19 protein-coding genes are annotated in these 22429 nt (G+C 60.6%); 11 read left to right on the top strand and 8 right to left on the bottom strand.

All coding sequences use genetic code 11. The features are described 5' to 3' along the window. The first annotated feature begins 249 nt into the window (after window positions 1-249). Window positions 250-840 carry a 6,7-dimethyl-8-ribityllumazine synthase gene (ribH, locus tag ACVW0R_RS03740; RefSeq protein ID WP_011429957.1) on the top strand — a complete coding sequence of 197 codons (591 nt, stop codon included), beginning with the start codon at window positions 250-252 and terminating at the stop codon, window positions 838-840. Here the strand turns inward: ribH and htpG are convergent. Both htpG and ACVW0R_RS03730 read right to left on the bottom strand, forming a co-directional pair. Then, a complete protein-coding gene (gene htpG, locus ACVW0R_RS03735) occupies window positions 834-2693 on the bottom strand; it encodes a molecular chaperone HtpG (RefSeq protein WP_457392005.1) in 1860 nt (619 codons plus the stop codon). The two genes, ribH and htpG, sit on opposite strands and share 7 nt — an antisense overlap. A 104-nt stretch (window positions 2694-2797) precedes the next feature. Continuing rightward, complete coding sequence (locus tag ACVW0R_RS03730; protein ID WP_049749735.1) at window positions 2798-4243, bottom strand: LCP family protein; 1446 nt, start codon at window positions 4241-4243, stop codon at window positions 2798-2800. Between the two features lie 49 nt (window positions 4244-4292). Between ACVW0R_RS03730 and ACVW0R_RS03725 the strand changes: the two genes are divergently transcribed. The 4 genes from ACVW0R_RS03725 (at window position 4293) to ACVW0R_RS03710 (ending at window position 9422) form a co-directional block, all read left to right on the top strand. Further along, a complete protein-coding gene (locus ACVW0R_RS03725; RefSeq protein ID WP_240527694.1) occupies window positions 4293-4991 on the top strand; it encodes a 4'-phosphopantetheinyl transferase family protein in 699 nt (232 codons plus the stop codon). 43 nt (window positions 4992-5034) lie between these two features. Beyond that, a complete protein-coding gene (locus ACVW0R_RS03720; protein WP_457501670.1) occupies window positions 5035-5484 on the top strand; it encodes a plastocyanin/azurin family copper-binding protein in 450 nt (149 codons plus the stop codon). A gap of 68 nt (window positions 5485-5552) precedes the next feature. Continuing rightward, the gene (locus ACVW0R_RS03715) at window positions 5553-8018 is read left to right on the top strand and encodes an HD family phosphohydrolase (RefSeq protein ID WP_011429952.1); all 2466 of its coding nucleotides are present in this window, start codon (window positions 5553-5555) and stop codon (window positions 8016-8018) included. A gap of 180 nt (window positions 8019-8198) precedes the next feature. Next, window positions 8199-9422, top strand: coding sequence for a glycosyltransferase (locus ACVW0R_RS03710; protein WP_457501669.1), 1224 nt, complete (start codon window positions 8199-8201; stop codon window positions 9420-9422). A 139-nt stretch (window positions 9423-9561) separates the two neighbouring features. Here ACVW0R_RS03710 and ACVW0R_RS03705 read toward each other — a convergent pair whose 3' ends face one another. The 3 genes from ACVW0R_RS03705 to ffh all read right to left on the bottom strand — a co-directional run bounded on the left by ACVW0R_RS03705 (window position 9562) and on the right by ffh (window position 13439). Then, window positions 9562-11433, bottom strand: coding sequence for a peptidoglycan D,D-transpeptidase FtsI family protein (locus ACVW0R_RS03705; protein ID WP_228375456.1), 1872 nt, complete (start codon window positions 11431-11433; stop codon window positions 9562-9564). An 89-nt stretch (window positions 11434-11522) separates the two neighbouring features. After that, complete coding sequence (locus tag ACVW0R_RS03700; protein WP_011429948.1) at window positions 11523-11978, bottom strand: tRNA (cytidine(34)-2'-O)-methyltransferase; 456 nt, start codon at window positions 11976-11978, stop codon at window positions 11523-11525. 9 nt (window positions 11979-11987) lie between these two features. Further along, window positions 11988-13439, bottom strand: a complete 1452-nt coding sequence (gene ffh / locus ACVW0R_RS03695; protein WP_414346866.1) for a signal recognition particle protein — start codon at window positions 13437-13439, stop codon at window positions 11988-11990. A 166-nt stretch (window positions 13440-13605) separates the two neighbouring features. On the opposite strand from ffh, the gene ACVW0R_RS03690 reads away from it, so the two are divergent. From ACVW0R_RS03690 to ACVW0R_RS03670, 5 genes are all read left to right on the top strand, one after another. After that, window positions 13606-15054, top strand: coding sequence for a carotenoid oxygenase family protein (locus ACVW0R_RS03690; RefSeq protein ID WP_011429946.1), 1449 nt, complete (start codon window positions 13606-13608; stop codon window positions 15052-15054). A gap of 530 nt (window positions 15055-15584) precedes the next feature. After that, a complete protein-coding gene (locus ACVW0R_RS03685) occupies window positions 15585-16385 on the top strand; it encodes a hypothetical protein (RefSeq protein WP_414401482.1) in 801 nt (266 codons plus the stop codon). An 83-nt stretch (window positions 16386-16468) separates the two neighbouring features. Then, the gene (locus ACVW0R_RS03680; protein WP_011429944.1) at window positions 16469-16753 is read left to right on the top strand and encodes a DUF7219 family protein; all 285 of its coding nucleotides are present in this window, start codon (window positions 16469-16471) and stop codon (window positions 16751-16753) included. An 86-nt stretch (window positions 16754-16839) separates the two neighbouring features. Then, window positions 16840-18567, top strand: a complete 1728-nt coding sequence (locus ACVW0R_RS03675; RefSeq protein WP_011429943.1) for an ABC transporter permease — start codon at window positions 16840-16842, stop codon at window positions 18565-18567. 18 nt (window positions 18568-18585) lie between these two features. After that, window positions 18586-19959, top strand: coding sequence for an ABC transporter ATP-binding protein (locus ACVW0R_RS03670; RefSeq protein WP_099812237.1), 1374 nt, complete (start codon window positions 18586-18588; stop codon window positions 19957-19959). Window positions 19960-20221: 262 nt separating this feature from the next. Here ACVW0R_RS03670 and ndk read toward each other — a convergent pair whose 3' ends face one another. The 3 genes from ndk to ACVW0R_RS03655 form a co-directional block, all read right to left on the bottom strand. Further along, complete coding sequence (ndk, locus tag ACVW0R_RS03665; protein ID WP_011429941.1) at window positions 20222-20671, bottom strand: nucleoside-diphosphate kinase; 450 nt, start codon at window positions 20669-20671, stop codon at window positions 20222-20224. Between the two features lie 74 nt (window positions 20672-20745). After that, on the bottom strand, window positions 20746-21405 hold the full coding sequence (locus tag ACVW0R_RS03660; protein ID WP_414347757.1) for a HupE/UreJ family protein: 660 nt from the start codon (window positions 21403-21405) through the stop codon (window positions 20746-20748). Window positions 21406-21484: 79 nt separating this feature from the next. Continuing rightward, a complete protein-coding gene (locus ACVW0R_RS03655; protein WP_457501668.1) occupies window positions 21485-21997 on the bottom strand; it encodes a hypothetical protein in 513 nt (170 codons plus the stop codon). Between the two features lie 66 nt (window positions 21998-22063). On the opposite strand from ACVW0R_RS03655, the gene ACVW0R_RS03650 reads away from it, so the two are divergent. Next, on the top strand, window positions 22064-22384 hold the full coding sequence (locus ACVW0R_RS03650; RefSeq protein WP_457501667.1) for an MGMT family protein: 321 nt from the start codon (window positions 22064-22066) through the stop codon (window positions 22382-22384). Window positions 22385-22429: the final 45 nt, after the last annotated feature.

The following is a 22429-nucleotide window of genomic DNA, read 5'->3' as shown; positions in this document are numbered from 1 at the left end:
ATCATAAAACTCAATCTATGACCCTTGGCGAGATTTCCCTGAGAGCTCGCCGGCTCGAGCGGGTCTCCGCGGGCTCTTCTTCTGGAGGACGGAGAGGGACTGGCGAGCCGTTTAGCTACTGTGAGAATGTCGAAGGCCAGGTGCTACCACCCCTTTTTGGGCAGATCTGGAGGAGAAGGGTAAATTAGGATAGGAAGACACGGTTGTGCGGTGTGGAGCAGCGCCTGGTTTTTTCCCGGAGCAGCGCAGATGGCAGTTTACGAAGGCAATTTTGTTCAGACGGGGGATCTGCGTCTGGCCATTGTTATCAGTCGGTTTAACGATTTGATTGCCGGCAAATTGTTGGAGGGGTGCCAAGATGCCCTGAAGCGGCATGGCATCGATGTCAGCTCGGAGAGCCAGCAGGTGGACTATTACTGGGTGCCCGGCAGCTTTGAGGTGCCTATGTTGGCCTGCCAACTGGCGCAGTCCCGCCGTTACGATGCCATCATCTGCCTGGGGGCGGTCATTCGGGGCCAAACCCCCCATTTCGACTATGTGGCAGCAGAGGTGGCCAAGGGGATCGCGGCAGCCAGTTTTCGCACCGGCGTGCCGGTCATCTTCGGGATCCTCACCGCCGATACCCTACAGCAGGCGCTGGAGCGGGCTGGGATCAAGAACAACAAAGGCTGGGAATACGCCATGAGCGCTCTGGAGATGGCCACCCTGATGCGCCAAGTAGCTCCCCTCTTGCAAGGGAGCGACAGGGCTGCCAGCAATGGGGCGGCCTCCCGCCCCTCTCTGCCCGGTGGAGCGGAAGCCCTGCAGCCGGGGGTAACTCTGGAGGGTGCCGCCTACTGACGGCGGGTTAAACGGGTGAGCACCTCGTTGGAACGCTGCACAAAGGCCCGTGCGGCTGCCGGGTCAAAGCTTTTCTGGGTAATCAGCGCCAGATCGTAGATGTGGTTGCAGATGAGGTTGACCAGCTCCGGATCCCGCCCCTCCTCGGCCAGAGCCTGCAGGTTTTGGATCAAGGGGTGGGCGGTGTTGAGCACCAGCGTGTGCTCTTCCAAAAACTCCATTGGCTTCTGTTGCAGGATGGCATTAAGCTCCTGCAGGCGCCGCAGCGCCTCCGGCAGCAGGATCATAGCCGGAACCGACTCCGACTTGAGGGCCTCGGCTTTGATCTGCAGCTTCTCTTTGCCCAAAGCCTGACGAAAGAGATCCACCAGCTTTTCGCTGCGGGTTTTTTGTGTTACCGGGTCGACGAGCTCGGCAGCTTTGTCTTTTTGGATCAGCGTCTCGTCCAGCTCGGAATCCACCCGCTTAAATTGGATCCCTTCTTCCCGATACTCCCGCTCCAGGAAGCTGCTGAAGTGGCTGTCGATCCAGCTATCCAGCATAATGACTTCTAGTCCTTGGGAGCGGTGCAGGTCGATATAGGCGCTCTGGGCTGCCTCGTCGGTGGCGTAGTAAACCCGCTTATTCTGTTTCTCCCGCGTGCGCTCCAGGTACTCTTTGAGGGTCACGTACTCAGGTTTATCGGCAGGGGATCCGGCCAATCGGAAGATGAGAATGTCTTTAATCTGGGCGAAGAACTTGTCGTTGTTCATCGCCCCAAATTTCATGAAGAGGCTGATATCCGGCCAGACCTTGACATATTTTTTGTAGTCTTCTTTGTAGAGCTCGTTGAGGCGATCCGCCACCTTTTTGGCCACGTGATCCCCAATGCGCCTGACGGTACGGTCATTTTGTAAAAAACTGCGGGAGACGTTGAGGGGAATGTCTGGGCTGTCGATGGCGCCGCGCAGAGGCAGGAGGAATTTGGGAATGACTTCTTCGCAGTTATCCTGGACAAAAACTTGGTTGCAATACAGCTTGACCTGACCCTTAGTGGGATCGATATCAGGCCGCAGCTTGGGGAAGTAGAGGATCCCTTGCACGATGAAGGGGTAATCTGTGTTGATGTGTACCCAGAAGTGGGGATCCTCTTGGAAGGGATAGAGGTAGCGGTAAAACTCTAGGTAATCCTCATCCTTGAGCTCAGAGGGAGGAATCTTCCAGAGGGGCTTTTGCCGGTTAATGACTTCTCCGTTGAGTTTAATGGGGACGGGAATGAAGTCGCAGTATTTGCGCACCAATTCGCGGATGCGGCCCGGCTCCAGGTACTCCTCGCTATCCGGGCTGAGGTAAAGGGTAACCGTGGTGCCGATGGCGGAGCGCTGGGAATCGGAAAGGGTAAAAGTTGGGCTGCCGTCGCAAGACCATTTCACAGGGGTGCTGCCCGGCTGATAGGAAAGGGTGTCGATCTCCACCCGCTGCGCCACCATAAAAGAGGAATAGAACCCCAGGCCAAAGTGGCCGATGATCGCCTGTTCTGCGTCTTTGCCTTTGTACTTTTGAAGGAACTCCTCAGCGCTGGAAAAGGCCACTTGGTTGATGTATTTTTTCACCTCTTCGGCAGTCATGCCGATGCCAGTGTCGCTGACCGAGAGGGTCTTGGCCTCTTTGTTGAGCGCAATCGTGATTTCTGGCTCCGGGGGATCCGCCACTTCGCCAGCCAGTTTGGCCATCTTCAGCTTGGCAATGGCATCGGCGGCGTTGGAGATCAGCTCTCGCAAAAAGATCTCCCGATCCGAATAGAGAGACTGCTTGATGATGGGGAAGATGTTCTCGGTGTGGATGGTGATGGATCCCTGTTCCAGCACAGTCATAGATGGCTCAGCACGCAAACAAGCTAGTGCCAATCTACAGAGGCAACAGAGGCCCCGACAAGCCGAACTGTTTCCAGAAATCCGCACTCGCCACCGAACCGGCCCTAGAGCTGAGCCCCTCTGGCCGGACTCTGCGCCTGGTCAATATCGAGGGTAAGCTGCTGGGCCCAATCTTGGCCGATGCGAATGGTGATGTCGGAGTTGAGCACGCCGGTGGATTCCACCCGCAGCTCTCCTAGCCCAAGGGCGGCCCGCACCTGCTTGGCTCCCTCGCGATCCCCGCTTTGGGCGAGGATCTCTGTTTGCGGCAACACCTGGGGGCTGTCTTCGACGGCAAAAACCTGGGTATAACCCTGTCTAACCAGTTCTTGCACCATGCGGCGGGCCATTCCCGGCTTGCCGGTAGCATTTTGCACGGCTATGCGCAGGCGTTGCGGCGGAATGCGGGCTACCTCTGCCTCTAGGCCAAAGTGGGAGACAGCCACCCGTCGGATCGCGGCTGGATCCGGCAGCCAATAGCTGGTGGAAAATTCTCCTGGCTGACTGAAGCGGCCCGGCAACAGCACCAGGTCGATGCGATCGCCCCCAGAGGTGAGGACAAACTTGGCCAAGCTCAGAACCTCTTCCCAGGTGAGGTTGGTATCCAGGTGGGTGCGGACGACCTGCAAAACCTTCGGGATCCGAGGCCAAACGGCGGGGGAGAGCAGTTCTCGACTCAGGGCCCGCAGCAGTTCCTGTTGCCGTTGCACCCGACCAATATCCCCCAACCCCAGGTGATCGCGGCGAAAGCGGGCAAAGTGGTGGGCTTGTTCGCCGTTGAGGCGTTGCCAGCCGGGCTCCAGGTTGATGAATAGCCGCTGCGTGTGATCTACGTAGTGCATCGGCTCCGGCACGTAGACTTCCACACCGCCCACCGCATCGATCAGCTCTTCCAGGGCATCGGTATTGAGGCGAACGTAGCGGTCAATCGGGATCCCGCCCAGCAAGGTGCTGACCACCTGGGCCGTTAGAGCTGGTCCACCCACCAGGTTGGCTGCATTGATCTTGGTGACACCAAAGCTGGGCAAGCGCACGCGGGTATCGCGGGGGATGGATAGGACGGTAATCCGCCGCGCTTGGGGATCGAAGCGGGCCAAGAGAATGGTGTCGGTGCGGGTGTTGAGACGCTCCCGTTCTCTGGACAAGGGCAGGGCGGGATCCGGGTTGTCGGTGCCGAGAATGAGAATATGCAACGAGCGATCCAGAGCTGCCGCCCGCAAAGCATCCGGACGGAAGGCTTCTTGTTCGCCGGGAGTGAGGGAAGTGGGGATCACCGGACGGGGCAACATCACAGCCAAGAAGGCGCCGGCGGAGCCCGCCAACACAGCCGTGAATCCCAACAACAGCCAAAGGATCCCCTGGCGAATGGCCTGCTGACGAGCGGCGCGGACACGGTCTGGGCGGGGTGGATAGTGGAAAGAGGACATCAGGTCAAACCGGGCCTCGCGAGCGCCTGCAGGGAGGGGTGTACTGTCTAGGTGGTGTTGCCAACCCCACCAATTCAAGGTCATGTTACCGCATCCTTATTCTCTAGGACTGTCCATACCCAACTTCGGCGAGATGGCAGCTTCCCCGGCGGGATCCCTGCAACTGTTGCTGGCGAAGTCGGAGGTGCACTTGTGGCTCCAAGTCTTGCCGCCGCTGGCGGAGTTGCTCTCTCAGCTTGATCTTCTTTCTCAGGAGGAACGGCAGCGCGCGGAGCGTTTACAGCGGCTGGAGGCTCGGCGTCGCTTTCTGGGTGGTCGTTTGCTACTGCGAACCCTGCTTGGCCGCTACAGCGGCCTCCCTCCCCACGCGATCCCCCTCGGCTACACCACTGCCGGCAAGCCCTATTGGCCGGATCCACCCCTACCGCTGCAGTTCAACCTCAGCCACTCCCACGAGTGGATCCTGGTTGGCTTGACGTTGCAGCGTCGAATTGGCGTGGACCTAGAGCGGATCCGGCCCGTGCCCCGCTGGCAGCGCATTGCCCAGCGCTATTTTTCCGCCGCCGACCAGGCCCGCCTATGGATCTGTCCACCAGCAGAGCGGGAGAGGGTTTTCTTGGAGCTGTGGACGCAGAAAGAAGCTCTCCTGAAAGCCATGGGCGTGGGGCTGGCTGGAGCCAGGATCGGGGCCGGGGATCCCTGTTGGCTGACCCTGCCTCTGCCGGTTGCCGAGGGCTATGTTGCCGCTGTGGCGATGGAACAGCGGGAAGCCGGCGAGGCAGCTCCGACTGTGCGGCTCTATGAAAGTGCCGCTCCCCTGACCCCCACTTGAGCTGCTATCTTGGGTTTCCAAGCTAAGTTTTCAGGGTGTCGCCATGTGGAGTGGGCTGCGTCACTTCCTCATTTTGGGCCTCTGTCTGTGGATTGGGTTCGTCGGGATCCCGCATCCGGCATGGGCGCGAGATCTGTCGCGGCAAACGCCCCAGGACAAAGCTGTCGAGTTAGGTACTGCCGACAACCAGTTGGTCTTTGTGCCCAAAGAGCTCTTTTTTCGCAACGGCAACCTCTATCGTTTGCACTTGAGCAACCCCAGCCAGTTGAAGCACTATTTCAGGGCCAAAGATTTTGCCGATGCCGTTTGGACTCGCAAGTTGGAAGTGGCCGGTGTGGAAATCAAGGGCCAGATCCGAGAACTGGAGCTGAAGCCAGGCGCGGCGGTGGAGTGGCAATTTATTCCTTTGAAATCTGGGGTTTACTCTCTGGTTTGCACCATTCCCGGCCATGCCGAAGCGGGTATGATCGGGCAGATCACGATTGGCGACTAGGCTATCTCCTGGGCTAGGGGAGCAAAAGGGGATAGAAAAGAGAAGAACGCTGCCAGGCAAATCCTTCTATGAGAAACCCCCTCACGTCCCCAGTGCAGCGCTGGAGCCGGCGACCTCAGGCAGCCTCTTCTCGAAAAGCCCAGCCCCCCCTTTCCGAGCGGGTTGTCGGCTACGCCCTAGCGCTTCTCTCCCTCACTGCCGTCCACGGGATCCGCTACTACAACGAGCCGCAACTGACCGTTGGCAGCCGCTCCCCGCAAACGTTTCTCGCCCCTGCAGCGGCAGAGATCGAGGACGTGGAGGCCACCCAGGCCCGGCAAGCCGAGGCGCGACGGCGGGTGGTACAGGCCCTCAAAATCAACAGCGCCGCCAACGAGAGCATGCGGCAAAATCTGGAGGCCCTCCTGGCCGCAGTGGAGGCGATTCGGCAAGAGGCCGGCCCTCTGCCCTACGTTTCCGTTCAGTTGCTCTCCCTGCCTACTCAGATCTATCTGCGCCAACTGCCACCCGAAGAATGGGAGGCCTTACAGGCGGCAGTGCGGGAAACGGCCATCGGCACCCCCTCGACCGCTCCGCCTTTTCCGGCACAAAGGCGTCCGGAGCAGCTTCCCCCCGACCAGCGGGCCAGGCAAGAGCTGGTCCAGGTTTGGCAGCGGGCCTGGTTGGATGGAGCGGCCACTCAGACGGCGGCGACGGATCCCTATACCCAGCTAATTGCCCAGGTGGAGGCGGCACAGCAGCGCTACCAAGGGGCTTTGCCGTCTCTGGAACAGCTCACCCCCCCTGTCCCGGCCACGGTTCTCAACTTGACGGAGGCCGACTGGCAACATTTGCAAAACTTGAGCCGGCGGGTCTTGGAGCGCCTGCAGAAGATAGGCATTGTGGATGGCCTGCCCCGCGAGGTGCGCGCCGAAGGGATCCAAGCCCAACTGGACGATCTGGCCTTTCCGGGCAGTGCCGCCCAGCGGCGGGAGCTGCAGGGGCTGGTCTATCAGTGGCTGCAGCAGGTGCTGATCCCCAATCTGGAGGTGGATCCGCAGCGCACCGAGCAGCGCATTCGCGCCGAGCTGGAAAAAGTTGAGCCCGTCCTGATCTCGGTTGCCGAGAACCAGGTAATTGTGCGAGTGGATCAGGTCATCACCCCCGAGATCTTTTTGATTTTGGATCACTTTGGTTTTACCCAGCGCCGGATCAACATCTGGGGCCTGGTGGGGGTAGCTGGCGTCATGGGCTTGGGCCTGGCTGTCTTCGTGCCTTTGCAGCAACGCTTGCAGCCGGGATTGCGCCGCCGGGATCGGGTGTTGATCCTGATGGTTTCCCTGACTGCTCCCCTGTTGGCGGCCTTGTTCAAGCTGGAGTTCAGCTCTTTGCCGGCGGTGGGGCTGTTGCTGGGCAGTTTTTACGGGGCTGGGCTGGGCCTGGTGGTAGTGGTGGGCCAGGCGTTGTTTTTGCCCTTGGTCTCTGCTGCCAACCTACTCACCTTTGTGCCCTTACTTTCCGGCAGTGTGGTGGCCTGCGCCCTGGCCGGGCGCTCGCGTTCCCGCGAAGAGCTGGCCCTGCTGGGAGGAGGGGCGGCGGCAGTGCAGATGCTCACCTATGCGGCTGCTAGCTTGACCACAACGGGCGGCATCGACCTATTGGCGATGGCCTTGGGGGGAGGGATCACGCTGGGGTGGAGCATTGTGGCCCTGGGGGCCAGCCCCTACCTGGAGCGCCTGTTCGACCTGGCCACCCCCATTCGCCTCATCGAGTTGAGCAACCCCAACCGCACCTTGCTGCGGCGGCTGGCGGCAGAGGCCCCTGGCACCTTTCAGCACACCCTGTTTGTGGCCACTTTGGCGGAACGGGCCGCCCAGAAGTTAAACCTCAACGTGGAGCTGGTGCGCACCGGCACCCTCTACCACGACATCGGCAAGATGTTGCAGGCCCGCTACTTCATCGAGAACCAAATGGGCGGCCTCAACCCCCATACGCAACTGGACGATCCCTACCGCAGCGCCCAGATCATCAAAGCGCACGTCAGCGATGGGCTGCGCCTGGCCAAGCAATACAATCTGCCCACCGCCGTCCAAGCTTTTATCCCTGAGCACCAGGGGACGATCCTGATTGCTTACTTTTACCATCAAGCCCAGATGAAAGCCGGAGATCAACCGGTGCCCGAGGAGCCGTTCCGCTACGATGGCCCCATCCCCCAGAGCAAGGAGACAGGGGTGGTGATGCTGGCCGATGCCTGTGAGGCGGCCCTGCGCAGCATGACCCTGAGCGACGGCTTCGGCCCTGAGGTGGTTGAGCGGGCTAAGGCCGTTGTCCGCAAAATCGCCCAGGCCCGTTGGCAAGATGGCCAACTGGTCGATAGCGGTCTGACGCTGCGGGATTTGGAGGTGGTGGCAGACGCTTTTGTGGAGGTGTGGCGGGAATCCAACCACGAGCGCATTCCCTACCCCAGTCCTGCCCCTGCCCTGCCCTCGCCTGAGTCCGACGCTGCCCAGGCCCAGATGCCCGTGCTGATGACTCCTTCAACGGGATCTCCCTAGCCTCGGCGAGCTGAGTAGGTCGAGAAAAGTCTAGTCCCAGAGCTCATCCATCGGTACGATAAGGGATCATTTGCGCCGGTGGCGCGTGGCGCTGTTGCGAAGCGACACAGCTCCAAGTTTGACCTGCACTCAAGCTCTCCGCTTAGGATCCGTTACCCTCGTTTTTGGATGGCCTGCTGAATGCCTCATGTAGCTCCTGCTTCGTCCACCCATCTGCAAGCTTCGGCAGTCCCTATTCAGATCCCGCCGCTCTCTCAACCCAGCTCTGTCCAACTTTCGCTGGTCGTTCCCACCTATAACGAGGCCTCCAGCATTTGCAGCCTGATCCGGCAGTTGTGCGCCCACCTCGACACGATTCTAGCGGGAGCCTACGAGCTGATTGTGGTGGACGACAACAGCCCGGATTACACCGCCAAGTTGGCCCAGGAACTGCAAGAGGAGCTTCCCCAACTCAAAGTTATCTGCCGCCAGCGGGAACGGGGCCTGGCCACGGCTGTGTTGCGCGGATGGCAAGCGGCCCGCGGCGAGGTGCTGGGGGTGATGGACGGGGATCTGCAGCATCCGCCGGAGATCATTCTCAAGCTATGGCCTGCCATCCAAGAGGGAGCAGACCTAGTGGTGGGCAGCCGCTACGTGGGGTCGGGGGGGGTGAGCCACTGGAACCTGGGCCGGCGCCTCGTCTCTCGGGGAGCTCAAGCCATCGGGCTGGTTTTGCTGCCAGGGGTTTTTAGGCGGGTGTCGGATCCGCTCAGCGGGTTATTTCTGGTCAGACGCCAGGCCATTGCCGGGATCCCGCTCAGCCCCAAGGGTTACAAGCTGCTGATCGAGGTGCTGGCACGGGGCCGGGTGACAACCATTGCTGAAGTCGGCTACATCTTTCAGGAGCGCCAAAACGGCGAGAGCAAAATTCAACTGCAAACCTGTCTTCAGTATCTCCACCATCTCATTCACCTGCGCTTCTCGCTAGGGCAGGTGGGAGCCTTTTTGCGCTTCAGCACAGTCGGCCTGTCAGGCACGGTGGTGGACATGGTTTTGCTCTATTTGTTACACGACCCGGCCAACTTAGGATGGGATCTCATCACGAGTAAGCTGATCGCTTCGGAAATGGCCATTCTCAATAACTTCCTGTGGAACGATCTGTGGACGTTTCGCCATGTTACCCGATTGCAGCCGGGCCTCTCGAACCGCCTGAAGCGGCTGGCCAAGTTTAATATGATCTGTTTGATCGGCCTGTTTCTTAACTCTTCGCTGGTGATTTTGCTGAGCGAGCGCTTGGGCATTCACTATCTGTTGGCCAACTTAATTGCGATCGGTATTGTTGTATTCTGGAACTTCTACCTCAACTCCAAGCTGAGCTGGAAAAGTGCAGAGGCTAAGCTGGATCCCGGGGGCGACAAGTCTTGAGCGTCTGGTTATTTCAGACCCAATTAAGACACTCCTGAAGCGCTCTGCTCCAGTGCCCTCATCCTCAACTCCTCTCCCAAGGAGTTAAGGATCGGCTTCTCGATCGGTTCCATTGCCATTGGATAGAGATCAGGCCATGTCAAGGGGAATTGGGACGGATCCCCTCTAGGGTGATGATCTCCTGGATAACCGAGCGAACCACAGGAGCCGCCGTTGTCGATCCGAAGGCATCTTCTCCCCGCGGCTCGTCGATCACGGCCAAGATCACGTACTGGGGGCGAAGGGCGGGGAAATAGGCCACAAAACTGGTGATGCGCTTGCCAGGCAGATAGCCTCCCCGCGGCCCTGCCTTTTGGGCCGTGCCCGTCTTGCCGCCGATTTCATATCCCTCGATCTTGGCCGATTGCCCGGTGCCAAAATCCACCGCATCTCGCATTTGGATGCGCACCGCCAGGGTAGCCTGCTCCGACAGCACCCGCACCGGCTGGGGTTGCGGGGATCCCCAAACCAAGGTGTCTGTATCCTTTTCGACCAGACCGCGCACCACGTGGGGCCGCACTTTCAGCCCGCCGTTGGCGATGATGCAGTGCAAGGTGGCTAACTGCAAAGGCGTGAGGGCCAATCCCTGGCCAAAGGCGACGGTGGCCCGCTCCACCGGTACAGTTACAAATTGCCGCAGGGGCTTCAGGCGGCTGGGCGGCTCAAAGGGCAGATCGACACCGCTGCGCTCGTTCAATCCCAGCCGCAGGAGGGCATGGTAGTACTGGCGGGGATCCAGCTTTTGCATCAGGTGCACCATGCCTACGTTGCTGGACAGGCGCAGAACCTCGGTAACGCTCAGCCAGCCATGGGCACCCCGCTGGCGGTAGTCGTGGTTTTGGATGGGCCAGCGACCAATCCAGATCTGCCCCGCGTCGTAGACCCGTTCGTTGGCCGTGAAGGCGCCGGCATCGAGCCCAATGGCGATGTTGATGGGCTTGAAGGTGGATCCCGGCTCGTACAAATCCGTAACAGCCCAGTTGCGAAAAAGGGCAGGGTCATACTCGAAGTAGCGGTTGGGATCGTAGGTGGGCTCGCTCACCAGGGCCAGGATCTCTCCCGTGTGAGGTTGCAGGACGATCACCGTGCCCCGTAGGGCTTGAAACCGTTCCAGTTGCGTTTTCAGGGCGGCGCGAGCAGCCCTTTGCAGCCGCATATCCAGGGTGAGTTGCAGCACCGTCTCGTGGGATTGCAACAGTCCTTCCGGCACTTCGGCCGCCAACAACTGGCCGTAGCCGTCGCGGGGAAGGGTAAGGTGCTGAACCGTCCGCTCCAGCAAGACCTGTTGAGAGTACTCCAGCCCCGCTTGGCCGCGGTGATCCAGATCCACATAGCCCACCACTTCGGCGGCCATTTCCTTCTGGGGATAGACCCGCTGCCGCTCGCTCACCAGCTCCAGGCCGTCCAGATACAAGGCCTGAATTTGAGTCGCCACTTCCGGCGACAGCCAGCGCTCCAGCCGTACCGCGTGAGTGGCCGACAACTGCTGGGTCAGTTGCTCAACTGGCCGCCGCAGCAGAGGGGCCAGAGCAGTGGCAATCTCCTGGGGGGTACGCTTGCCGAAGAGGCGGGGATGGGCCCAAAGGGTATAGGCAGGGCGATCTACAGCCAACAGCTCCGCCTGCTGCCGAGCTAAGGAGTGGCGGTCCACAATCGAGCGGCGGGGGATGAAGGGCCGGAGCTGGGCCCGCTGCTGGGCCTCGGCCCGCTTTTGTAAGAGCGGGCCCTGGTGATGTTGTAAATAGACCAAACGTGCCCCCACCCCCACCAGGGCGACAGCCAGAACCAGGCCCACCGCCGCGATGCGAAAGTTTAGTTGTCGGACTGTCGGGATCCGCTCCCCCAAAAGCCACGCCAGCCGGGATCCCTGGGGCCGGTGGCTGGGCGGCCAAGGGGGCCAAGCAGGTCTGCCCCGCTGCCGTTGGGCAAGTTGCCGGCTTCTCTGTCTGGTCTGCAAAGGTTGCTGGCCCAAACCGGCTCCAGACCTGTCTTCCACTGCCACTCCTGTGTAGATACCACCGTTAGTTTGCCGCCCATCGCCTTGTCCGGCCAGCTTTCGCCTCATTGGGTGGAAAATCCCTGTTGACGCAACGCTTCAAAGAGGGCGATCGCCACCGCATTGCTGAGATTGAGGCTGCGCACCGGCCCGCTCAGGGGGATGCGCACACTGGGATAGGTTTCCAAGAACATAGGATCCAGGCCACGGCTTTCGCTGCCGAACACCAGCCAGTCTCCTGGCTGATAGGCCACCTCGGTGTAGAGGGCCTTGCCGCGCACGCTAAAGCACCAGAACCGCGCCTCGGGGTGGGCTTGCACCAGAGCAGACCAAGAGGGATAGCGATGCAGTTGGACGTGCTCCCAGTAGTCCAGCCCCGCCCGCCTGAGGTAGCGATCCGAGAGGCGAAACCCCAAGGGATCCACCAGGTGGAGGGGCGTGCGGGTAGCTGCACAGGTGCGGGCGATGTTCCCCGTGTTGGCCGGGATCTCCGGAGCTACCAAAACAACATGGAAGGGCATGAGCCGCTCTCAATGGCTGCCAAACCCGCGGCTACCGCCTCCCTTTTTGCCCCCACCTTTGCCCGGCTTGCGGCTGGGCTGCTGTCGCGGCGGCGCTGCAGAACGTCCTCGCCACTGGGGGCCGCCCACCGGCAGTGGGCCTCGTCCACCCGGCATCCCTGCAAGGCCGCCCAGGCTCATGCTGCGCATCATGTCGCGCATGCGCTGAAAATCGCTCACCAGCCGGCTGACATCCTCCAGCTTGTGGCCAGAGCCCAGGGCCACCCGCCGCTTGCGGCTGACGCTGCGGGCCAAGAGATCCGGGTTGCGGCGCTCTTCGGGGGTCATGGAGTTGATCATGGCCTCGGCGCGGGCCAGTTGGTCTTGTCCTTTTTGCAATTGTTCCTCGCTGATTTTGCCCATCCCCGGCATCAGCCGCAGCAGCCCCGCCAGGGATCCCATGCGCTTGATCAGGCGCATTTGTTTGAGGAAATCGGTGAAATCGAACTGGGCGGTCATCATCTTTTCCGCCATCCGGGCGGCATCTCCCAGGTCGATTTCCTCCTGGGCTTTTTCCACCAGGCTGAGGATGTCTCCCATGCCCAAAATGCGCGAGGCCATGCGATCCGGGTAAAAGGGATCCAAGGCCTCCACCTTTTCGCCGACGCCGACGAACTTGATGGGCTGGCCGGACACCTGGCGAATGGAAAGGGCTGCCCCGCCGCGGCTATCGCCGTCCAGCTTGGTGAGGATGGTGCCGGTAAGACCCAGCCGCTCGTGGAAGGCCTGGGTGAGGTTGGCGGCCTCCTGCCCGATCATGGCGTCCACCACCAGCAGGATCTCGTGGGGCTGCACCGCCGCCTTGATCCGCTCCAGCTCCGCCATCATCTCCAGGTCGATCTGCAAGCGACCGGCGGTATCCAAGATAACGTAGTCGTAGCCCTGTTCCCGCGCGGCTGCCACTCCCTGGCGGGCGATCTCGACGGGATCCGTCTTGCCCAGGTCGAAGACAGGGATCTGAATCTGCTGGCCCAGGGTCTTGAGCTGGTCGATGGCCGCCGGACGATAGATGTCGCCGGCCACCAGGAGCGGCCTTTTGCCCTGCTTGCGCAAATACAAAGCCAGCTTGGCACAGGTGGTGGTTTTGCCGGATCCCTGCAGGCCGACCATGAGCACAATAGTGGGGGGCTGTTCCGCCTGGGCAATGGGCACATTCGCCTCCCCCATTACCTTCACCAGCTCGTCGTGGACGATCTTGATAAACTGCTGGTCTGGCGTCACCCCCAGGATGACCTCAGCTCCCAGAGCGGCCTGCCGCACGTCCTCGATAAACTGCTTCACCACCTGGAGGTTGACGTCGGCGTCCAACAGGGCGCGCCGCACCTCCCGCAGGGCTTCTTGGATGTTGGTTTCGGTGATCTTGTCCTGGCCGCGCAGTTTTCTCCAGGCCAGTTCCAACTTCTCGGAGAGGGCATCAAACATGAGCGCTGTTCATCCTGTCAAGGGCTGCTAGGGCATTTCCTACCATAGTTCAATTGGGGCAGCTCCATCTTGGGGATCCCGGCCCCAGCCGCTACCTGGGCCGAGAAAGGCTGGCTACTTTACGAAAGTTTAAGCAACAATAGAAGGCGTCGCTTGCAGACTGGCCATGGTCAGCGTCGCTTCCCGCTCCTACAGCACCACCGACTGGCAGTTGGGCTATCGCTCTTTACGCCAGGAGTATGACTATTGGGCGACGGAAATCGAGGGGCGGATCCCCGAAAGGCTGCAGGGAACCCTCTTTCGCAACGGGCCTGGCAAGCTGGAGGCGGGATCCCAGCGCTACGGCCATCCCTTCGACGGCGACGGCATGGTGTGTGCCATCACCTTTATTGACGGGCGGGTGCATTTCCGCAACCGGTTTGTGCGCACTCCCGAGTTTGAGGCCGAGGAGAAGGCGGGACGGGTGCTCTACCGCGGCGTATTCGGCACCCAGAAGCCGGGAGGCTGGTGGGCCAATTTCCTCGATCTGCGCTTCAAAAACCCCGCCAACACCAACGTTATCTACCAAGGCGGCAAGCTCCTGGCGCTTTGGGAGGCCAGCGCTCCCTATCGGCTCAACCCCGCCACCTTGGCCACCGAAGGGAGCGAGACCTTTGCCGGTGCCCTTGCCCCCAACCAGCCGTTTACGGCGCATCCCCGCCGGGATCCAGCCACGGGGGATCTCATGGCCTTTGGGGTGCAGACAGGACCTTCCTCCACGCTGCTGTTTTACCGCGTCGACGCCCAAGGAAGGCTGGTGGAAAAGCGGGACTACCGCCTGCCGGGTTTTGCCTTTCTGCACGACTTTGTCTGGACGCCCCGCTACTGGATCTTTTTCCAGAATCCGGTGGCCTTCAACCCCTTGCCCTATATGCTGGGCCTGCAGCCGGCGGGCACCTGCTTGACCCTAAAAAAAGGAGAGCCCACCCGCATTTGGCTATTTCCCCAACAGGGCGAGCCGCTGCAACTGCAAACGGAGCCGGGGTTTGTTTTCCACTTTGTCAACGGCTACGAGGTTGGGGATCAGGTGGTGGTGGATGCCGTTCTCTACGAAGCCTACCCTGCCCTGGAGCCAGGGGCTGACTACTTGCAAATTGACTTTGCCCAGGTGCCAGCCGGCAAGCTGTGGCGCTTTGAGCTGGATCCCAAGGCGGGCAAGGTTAAGCGGGAGCTACTGCTGGATCGCTCGGTGGAGTTTCCGGCTATCCATCCGGCCCGTATGGGGGGATCCCATCGCTACATCTACATTGGGGCTACCCATGCTCCCGGCCCCAACGCCCCCCTGCAGGCCATTCTCAAGTTGGACACGACAACAGGCCGCAGCGAGCAGTACAGCTTTGCCCCCCGCGGCTTTGTGGGAGAGCCGGTATTCATCCCCGATCCTGAGGACGCTGCAGAGGAAGCCGGCTGGATTGTAACAGTGGTCTTTGATGCCGCCAGTCAGCGCTCGCAGGTGGTGATCCTGGATGCCTCAGACCTGGCTGCCGGCCCAGTGGCGCGGATCCCCTTGCGGCATCACATTCCCTACGGCCTCCACGGCAGTTTCACCCCTCAGACATGGGTAGAGGCCAGATAGGGAAGGGATCTTGGCATGGCTGGGTTAGTCCCGGGCCGCCGGGCGCGAGCTGAGGAAAAGGTGCGGCTCTGTAGCTCAACATTCTGCAACCTGGGCCGGAGCAGTTGCTACTATCGGCTAGACTTCAGCTACAGTGTTGACAACCGCTGAACCGCGACTTGTTGGGCGCAGGCCTTGGGCGGGTCTGCTGAGCTGACGGGAGAAAAAGAGGAAGGCTGGTAAAGCTCGGTGGTGTGTTGAGCGGGTCTTGGGTCAAGGGCAAAGGTAAGCCCTGTTTTGGCAACGGCAGATGTCTTGCACTGCCTCCCAGCGTCGTCGCCCACCGCTGGGCATTCTGGTAAACATCCTGGATTGACTGCAGCGGAACCGTTACGATGTCCTCAGATCTGAGACCTCCCCTTCGAATTGTACGGCCCCCCAGGCCCACCTCAACCAGCGAGCCCAGGGGATCAGCTCAAGATGTCGGGTCAGCTGCTGGTGGGGGCCAGCCTGTTGTCGCCGCCGCCGCTACGCTAGAGCAGAAGAAAGCGATGGAGAGAGAGCGACCTTGCCTGGAGCCCATCCCGCCGCCCGGGGAGAAGATGCAGTACCGGGCGATTGGCCTCATCGAGGGGCGTTACATTCCCTCGCCCAACCACTTCACTCGCGGGATTTTGCGCACCTCGGATGGTTTAGATCTCAATGCGGTACTGCTAGGCCGGGTGATGAGCCTGGTGCGCAAGTACCTGAAGCCGGAACGCAACTATTTGTGGGTGGTCTATCCCCGCACCCGCGACAAGAGCCAGGATCTGCACGTGCAGTTGATGGGGGTGTGGGCCCCAGAAGAAATGGGGCAAACTCTGCCAGAGGGATCCCGTCCGACGGTGGTGCCGGACTGGTTTTCCATTCGCGGCGAGGTCGTTTTCCAATCGCAGGAAAAAGGGTTCATTATCGTCAAAATCCGTCAATCCGGCAAAAAGAACTCCGCCGGCTCTTCCCCTCAGCGGGCCCAGACGGCCAAGGGCGCCGCATCGCCTGCGGCAACAGCTCCCAAGCCTCAGGCTTTTAAACTGCGCCTGATCGGATCCTTGCCGGGCAAAGGAGTGGGCATCTTCTGGGATCTGCAGGTGCGCCGCCGCGGATCCCTGCTCTACGTGGAGGCAGGAACTCCCATCGGTCCTGTGCTCAAGGCGCCGCCACGCCCGAAGCGTTCCACTCCCCGCCCCAAACTCAAGAAACACTCTCCCCCCTCCACTCGCGGGCAACAGCTAAGCTCAGCTCAACCTTATTCGCCCTCGGATCCTGCCAAAGCACCCAAGCCAGCTAAGCCGATCAAGAAAAAACGTCTGTAGCCTCCATTCCTGGATACGAAGTTGTCTCTACTGCACTTCTGATATTGACCTCGTTGTAATAAACCTTTCACCGTGGTTGCGACATGGCAGAGTCAAACCCCCCTCCCAACAAAGATGAATTTATTTCCCCTCGCTATCCCTACTGGGGTGAGATAAAGCCGCAGAACTTAATTTTCGATGCCAATCTCCAAGAATTTAGCAATAAGGTGTCGCTGATTTGTAGCTTAGAAACGGGGGGCAAGATCACGCCGGAAGAGGCCTATCGCCAAATTAAAGAGCTGTGGAAACAGCTCAAACAGACCAAAAAAGCCATCCTTGACGATCCCAGGTGGAATGAACCTCCTCCCGAGTTACCGGAGGAAGAGTAGCGGGCCGGATCCTCCAGTTCGAAGCGCTCCTAGCTTAACCGCAAACAGTGTACACTGGGGGCGGATGCCAGGCCCATTCAGGGGACATGCGGACTTTTCCTTCTCCGGAGGTGCTCCGTCGGCTGCCGGCTGGGGCTGCCGATGGGGCCATCATTTTGGGTACGTTGGTTCTCCTGGGCTTGGTGGCGCAGGTGGGGGCAGGGACTTTTGAGCGGTTTCAGCCGCCGGCGGTGGTACCTCATATCGACTTGGATCCGCGCAACCTGCCCTACTACGCCGCCCGCTCCACCTTGCGCATGTTCATCGCCCTCGCCTTTTCCACCCTTTTTACCCTGATCTACGGGTATATCGCCGCCAAAAGCCGCTGGGCGGAGCGAATTTTGATCCCTTTGCTGGACATCCTGCAATCGGTGCCGGTGTTGGGGTTTCTCTCCATCACCGTTACCGGCTTTATCGCGCTTTTTCCCGGCAGCCTGCTGGGGCTGGAGGCAGCTTCTATCTTCGCCATCTTCACCAGCCAGGTCTGGAACATGACTTTTTCTTTTTACCAATCCTTGCGCACCCTGCCGCAGGAGCTGGTGGAAGCGGTCACCCTCTACCGCCTATCCGGCTGGCAGCGCTTCGTCCAGTTGGAAGTGCCTGCGGCGATGGTGGGCCTCATCTGGAACGCCATGATGAGTTTTGGCGGGGGGTGGTTCTTTGTGGCCGCCAGCGAGGCCATCAGCGTGCTCAACCAGGAATATACGCTGCCGGGGTTGGGATCCTATGTGGAAGCTGCCGTCCAGGCGGAAGATCTGCCCAAGTTGGGTTGGGCGCTTTTGACCATGGCGGTGGTGATTCTGCTGGTGGATCAGCTCTTTTGGCGGCCTCTGGTGGCCTGGTCGGATAAGTTTCGCCTGGAGCAGAGCGCCGGCGCGGCTGCCCCGGAGTCGTGGCTGTACGATCTGCTAACCACGGCGCGGATCCCACGGCTGATTGGCAATTGGCTAGCTCCCTCCAGAGAATTGGCAGATCGGCTGTTGTCCCATTTAACTCGCCTGCGCTGGGGGGATCCACCCAATCCAGAGGCGGAGCGACGCCGCGAGCGGCTGTTGACTCAGCTCTCTTGGGCTGCCATTGCCGGGATCGGGATTTGGATTGTTTATTTTGTAACCACCACCGTGGGCTTTGGGGAGGTGCTGCTGACCTTTGGGCTGGGGATCCTCACCCTGCTGCGGGTCAGCGTGCTGTTGGTTTTCGCCACCGTGATCTGGACGCCGATTGGGGTGGCCATCGGCTTTAATCCAGGCCTGGCGAAGCTGCTGCAGCCGGTGGTGCAATTTCTGGCAGCTTTTCCGGCCAATTTCCTCTTTCCGTTTGCCACCTTGTTTTTTATCCGCACCCAGATCAGCATTGAGTGGGGCAGCATTTTGCTCATGTCGCTCGGTGCGCAGTGGTACATTCTTTTCAATTCCATTGCCGGCGCCCAGAGCATCCCCACCGATTTGCGCGAAATGGCCGTGGATGTGGGCTTGCGGGGATGGCAGCGCTGGCAAAAGCTGATTATTCCGGGGATCTTTTCCGCCTGGGTTACCGGGGGGATCACGGCCAGCGGCGGGGCTTGGAACGCTAGCATTGTCTCGGAGATCGTGGCCTGGGGATCCACCACTCTTAAGGCTACAGGATTGGGCACCTATATTGCGGAAGCAACGGCGGTGGGAGATTGGCCCCGCATCACTTTGGGCATTGGCATGATGAGCTTGTTTGTGGTGGGCATCAATCGCCTTTTCTGGCGGCGGTTGTATCAATTGGCGGAAGAAAAATATCACCTTTAATCTTTGAGGCCATCTGATATGAGCTCTGCGGCTTCTCCGGTTCTGATCGAGGTTGAGAAGGTCTACAAGCGCTTTCCTTTGCCGGAGGGCAAGGGCGAGTTTACAGTTTTAAGCCAGATCGATTTGCAAGTGCGGGCGGGGGAAGTTTTGGCTTTGTTGGGCCGCAGCGGCAGCGGCAAAAGCACCCTGCTGCGCATCATGGCGGGCCTGATCCCGCCTAGCGAAGGGCGGGTGTTGAGCAATGGCCGACCCCTGCGGGGCCCCAACCCGGATGTGGCCATGGTGTTTCAGAGTTTTGCTCTCTTGCCCTGGCTGACGGTGCAAGAAAATGTGGAGCTGGGGCTGCAGGCTCAAGGGATCCCGCGCCAGATCCGGCGGCAAAGGGCCCTCAAGGCCATCGACCTGGTGGGCCTGGATGGGTTTGAGAACGCCTACCCCAAGGAACTCTCGGGGGGCATGAAGCAGCGGGTGGGCTTTGCCCGCGCCTTTGTCTTGGAACCCAAGGTGCTGTTTATGGATGAGCCCTTCAGCGCCCTGGACGTGCTGACGGCGGAGAACCTGCGGGGGGAGATCGACGAGCTGTGGAACACCCAGGCTTTCCCTTCCCAGAGCATTCTCATCGTTACCCACAACATCGAAGAGGCCGTGTTTTTGGCGGATCGGGTGGTGATCCTGGGATCCAACCCGGGGCGGATCCGGGGAGAGGTGAAAATCGACCTGCCGCGGCCCCACGAACGTACGGATCCCCGCTTCAAGTCCTTGGTGGACTACATCTACGAGATCATGACCAATCCGGAGATCCCGGTCACCGGCGAGGTGGCTGTCCCCAGCCGGGTGGGCAGCAGGGCACCCTCTCCCTACGCGCTGCCCCTGCCTCATGCGCGGGTGGGCGGCATCAGCGGTTTGCTGGAGCTGATTGTGGAATGGCCCCAGGGACGGGTGGAGATTGCCGAGCTGGCCGAGCGGCTGCAACTGGCAGTGGACGATCTGCTGCCGATTTTGGATGCGGCGGTGCTGTTGGGCTTTGCCGAGGTAACCGGCAGGGTGGTACAACTGACCGAGATCGGCCAGGACTTTGCCAACACCACCATCTTGCGCAGCAAGGATCTCTTCCGACAGCAGCTTTTGGCACGGGTGCCGGTCTTCAAGAGCATCCTGCAGACTCTGGAAGAAAAAAACAGCCGCTCCATGCGGGCGGACTTCTTCTTGGATCTCTGGGACGAACATTTTCCCCACGAGGAAGCTGAACGGCAGTTTGCTACAGCCGTTGACTGGGGCCGCTACGCGGAGCTCTTTGAGTACGATGCTTCGGAAGAGCGGCTGTATCTCCCGGATCCCAGCGAAAGCTCCGCCGCTTCTGAGCCCGTCGGCCTCGATTCCCGTTCTGGCTAGGGCCGGCTTGGCTCTGCCTTTTCCAGAGCTGTGTTGTAGGGCAGAGGTACGATGCCTGTCTCAGAAAGCCCAAAGATTTATAGCCGTTTCAAACAAAATACATAAGACACCACCCAAGCACCCCGCGCCGCTACCTTCACCCCCAGCTCCTCCCCCTGTGGGAGAGGAGAGCCCCGGAGCGCTGCACAGTTTTCATCTCTAGCTTCTGTTCGAAGGGAGAAGAGAGCTAGGGATCGACGCGACGAACCATTTTGCTGCCGCCCTACTCATAAATCCAGCTTTGGGTGGCGGGCGTCCAATTTACCAGCTCAGATTCCTGAAACCAAAGGGCGATCTCCCGTTGGGCGGTCTCAGGGCCATCGGAGCCGTGGACGAGGTTGCGGCCTATGTCGATGCCGAAATCGCCGCGGATGGTGCCCGGCTCGGCGTCCAAAGGGTTGGTCTTGCCGATGAGCTTGCGGGCGGCGGCAATCACCCCTTTGCCCTGCCAGACCATGGCCACCACCGGCCCCGAGGTGATGAACTTCACCAATCCGGGGAAGAAGGGGCGCTCCCTGTGCTCGGCATAGTGGGCTTCCGCCAGCTCTTGGCTCACCTGCACCAGTTTCAGGCCCACCAACTGGTAGCCTCGGCTTTCCAGGCGCTGGATGATGCTGCCCACCAGCCCCCGCTGCACGCCGTCTGGCTTAATGGCGATAAAGGTGCGCTCCATGGGATCTCCCCTTGTTGTTACTAATCTTCACCGTTATCCTTGTACCGGATTGGGGATCCCCAGTGCAAGGGTGTCTAGGATCCCACCACGGCCAAGGCCAGGAAGCCACTCCCCACCACCGCGATGGCCCAGCCGGCCCAGCGCAGCAAGCCCGGGATCCGCGACCCCCAGGTTTCAGCCGCCCAGAGGGCAAAAAGTGCCACTCCGTACTGAACCAAGCTCAAGCCCAGCAAATAGCCCAGCCAAGGCATGGGTTCGGCGCCGATGATCGCCTCGGCATAGGCATAGCCATGGAATAGCCCCGCCAGGGATCCCCACAGGAGCAAAAGCCAACTTGGGATCTGCCGCGATTGGGCCAGCAGCAGGCCAAAGAGCACCACCGAGCTGGCGATGACCAACTCCGTCAGCCCCAGGGGATCCCAGCCGGCCAGGTGGATCCCGGTGCCCAGCAGGCTGGCCAGCACAAAGCCCAGCGGGATCCCGTAGCGCCAGGGTTGCCTTGCCGCAATTAAGCCAATGGCCACCACAAAGGCCAGGTGATCTGGGCCGATCACCGGATGGGCCAGGCCCGACAAAAACCCCTCCCACCCCGTGGCGGGCAATCTCCCGCCCAAGGCGTGGTGGGCAAAAGCCGGCCCAGAGGCCAGCCAGGCGATCCCCGCCCCCAGTCCAACGGCCCAGCCGCGGCCCACCTGAGCAGGCAAGGACAAAGGTCGCTGCCACTGCCAAGACATGCTTTTTGCTACCTCACGATTGAACCTATGCGAATGGGTCTAAGCTTGCTGTACCAACAGGCGGGTTTTCTGGGCAAGTTCAAAGGCGCTCGCTGTACCCTTGCAAGTTCTCCGGCTCAAATTGGCGCAAGATCCGCGTGGCCTCGCGCAGGCGGGTTTCGTTCTCTTCCTCCACAATGAGCACGTATTTGCCCGCATTGAGACGGTTGCGGTAGGCCAAAGCATCGCCGGAGCCACTGGTCAGGCCCACCCCGCCCCCGACAAAAAAGCTGCCCATGGCCCCGCCCAGCGCGCCCAACAGGCCGCCGATCAGGTGGTTGCCTATAGGTCCCGCCCAGGCAAAGGTATCCAAACCACTCAAAACGCTGAACCCCACCCCGGCCAAAAAGCCAAAGGGCACCAGCCAGATGGCCAGGCGCTGCATCTGGCGGCGCGCGGCTTGGGCCGGGTCGATTAGCCCAAACTCATCCGCAGTTTTGTAGCCTCGCCCCAGTAGGTGCAATCGCTCCAGGGGGAAACCGGCCTGTTCCAGGGCGCTGTAGGCCGCCTCGGCAGCCAGGCGATCCGGCAGTACCGCAATTAGGTAGCTCATAGGTTAAAGGGTCGGTGCCCGTCATCAGCCAATTCCATTGTCTACAGAGTTTAGGGAGGGATCCCTGTGAGCCTCTACCAGCGCTTCTATGAAGTCGTGCGGCGGATCCCGCCGGGGCGTGTAGCTACCTATGGGCAGGTGGCGCGGCTTGCCGGCTGTCCTGGCTATGCCCGCCAGGTGGGCTATGCCCTGTTTCGCCTGCAAGGTCAAGAGACCGACGTCCCCTGGCATCGGGTAATCAACGCCCAAGGGCGCATTTCCTACTCCCCCTTTCGCCTTGGCTACGACGACTTGCAAAAAGTCCTACTCCAAGCTGAAGGGATCCCCTTTGACGCCGAAGGTCGGGTGGATCTGCAGCAGTTTGGCTGGGATCCCCGGGAAGCTTAACCTGCGCTTGACCTAACCTTAAACAGGTCATAGCGAAATCTCCTG

The organism is Thermostichus sp. MS-CIW-15 (assembly GCF_054060575.1).
Note: the sequence above shows the minus strand (reverse complement) of the source record. Positions and strands in the feature narration are given on the sequence as shown.

Excerpts from the sequence above, each read along its gene's own strand:
- ACVW0R_RS03660 (WP_414347757.1), bottom strand. The coding sequence starts at position 21,405 with ATGTCTTGGCAGTGGCAGCGACCTTTGTCCTTGCCTGCTCAGGTGGGC.
- ndk (WP_011429941.1), bottom strand. The coding sequence starts at position 20,671 with ATGGAGCGCACCTTTATCGCCATTAAGCCAGACGGCGTGCAGCGGGGG.
- ACVW0R_RS03685 (WP_414401482.1), top strand. The coding sequence starts at position 15,585 with ATGGAGAGAGAGCGACCTTGCCTGGAGCCCATCCCGCCGCCCGGGGAG.
- ffh (WP_414346866.1), bottom strand. The coding sequence starts at position 13,439 with ATGTTTGATGCCCTCTCCGAGAAGTTGGAACTGGCCTGGAGAAAACTG.
- ACVW0R_RS03700 (WP_011429948.1), bottom strand. The coding sequence starts at position 11,978 with ATGCCCTTCCATGTTGTTTTGGTAGCTCCGGAGATCCCGGCCAACACG.
- ACVW0R_RS03655 (WP_457501668.1), bottom strand. The coding sequence starts at position 21,997 with ATGAGCTACCTAATTGCGGTACTGCCGGATCGCCTGGCTGCCGAGGCG.
- ACVW0R_RS03725 (WP_240527694.1), top strand. The coding sequence starts at position 4,293 with ATGGCAGCTTCCCCGGCGGGATCCCTGCAACTGTTGCTGGCGAAGTCG.
- ACVW0R_RS03715 (WP_011429952.1), top strand. The coding sequence starts at position 5,553 with ATGAGAAACCCCCTCACGTCCCCAGTGCAGCGCTGGAGCCGGCGACCT.
- htpG (WP_457392005.1), bottom strand. The coding sequence starts at position 2,693 with ATGACTGTGCTGGAACAGGGATCCATCACCATCCACACCGAGAACATC.
- ACVW0R_RS03720 (WP_457501670.1), top strand. The coding sequence starts at position 5,035 with ATGTGGAGTGGGCTGCGTCACTTCCTCATTTTGGGCCTCTGTCTGTGG.
- ACVW0R_RS03675 (WP_011429943.1), top strand. The coding sequence starts at position 16,840 with ATGCGGACTTTTCCTTCTCCGGAGGTGCTCCGTCGGCTGCCGGCTGGG.
- ACVW0R_RS03680 (WP_011429944.1), top strand. The coding sequence starts at position 16,469 with ATGGCAGAGTCAAACCCCCCTCCCAACAAAGATGAATTTATTTCCCCT.
- ACVW0R_RS03710 (WP_457501669.1), top strand. The coding sequence starts at position 8,199 with ATGCCTCATGTAGCTCCTGCTTCGTCCACCCATCTGCAAGCTTCGGCA.
- ACVW0R_RS03690 (WP_011429946.1), top strand. The coding sequence starts at position 13,606 with ATGGTCAGCGTCGCTTCCCGCTCCTACAGCACCACCGACTGGCAGTTG.
- ACVW0R_RS03730 (WP_049749735.1), bottom strand. The coding sequence starts at position 4,243 with ATGACCTTGAATTGGTGGGGTTGGCAACACCACCTAGACAGTACACCC.
- ACVW0R_RS03670 (WP_099812237.1), top strand. The coding sequence starts at position 18,586 with ATGAGCTCTGCGGCTTCTCCGGTTCTGATCGAGGTTGAGAAGGTCTAC.
- ribH (WP_011429957.1), top strand. The coding sequence starts at position 250 with ATGGCAGTTTACGAAGGCAATTTTGTTCAGACGGGGGATCTGCGTCTG.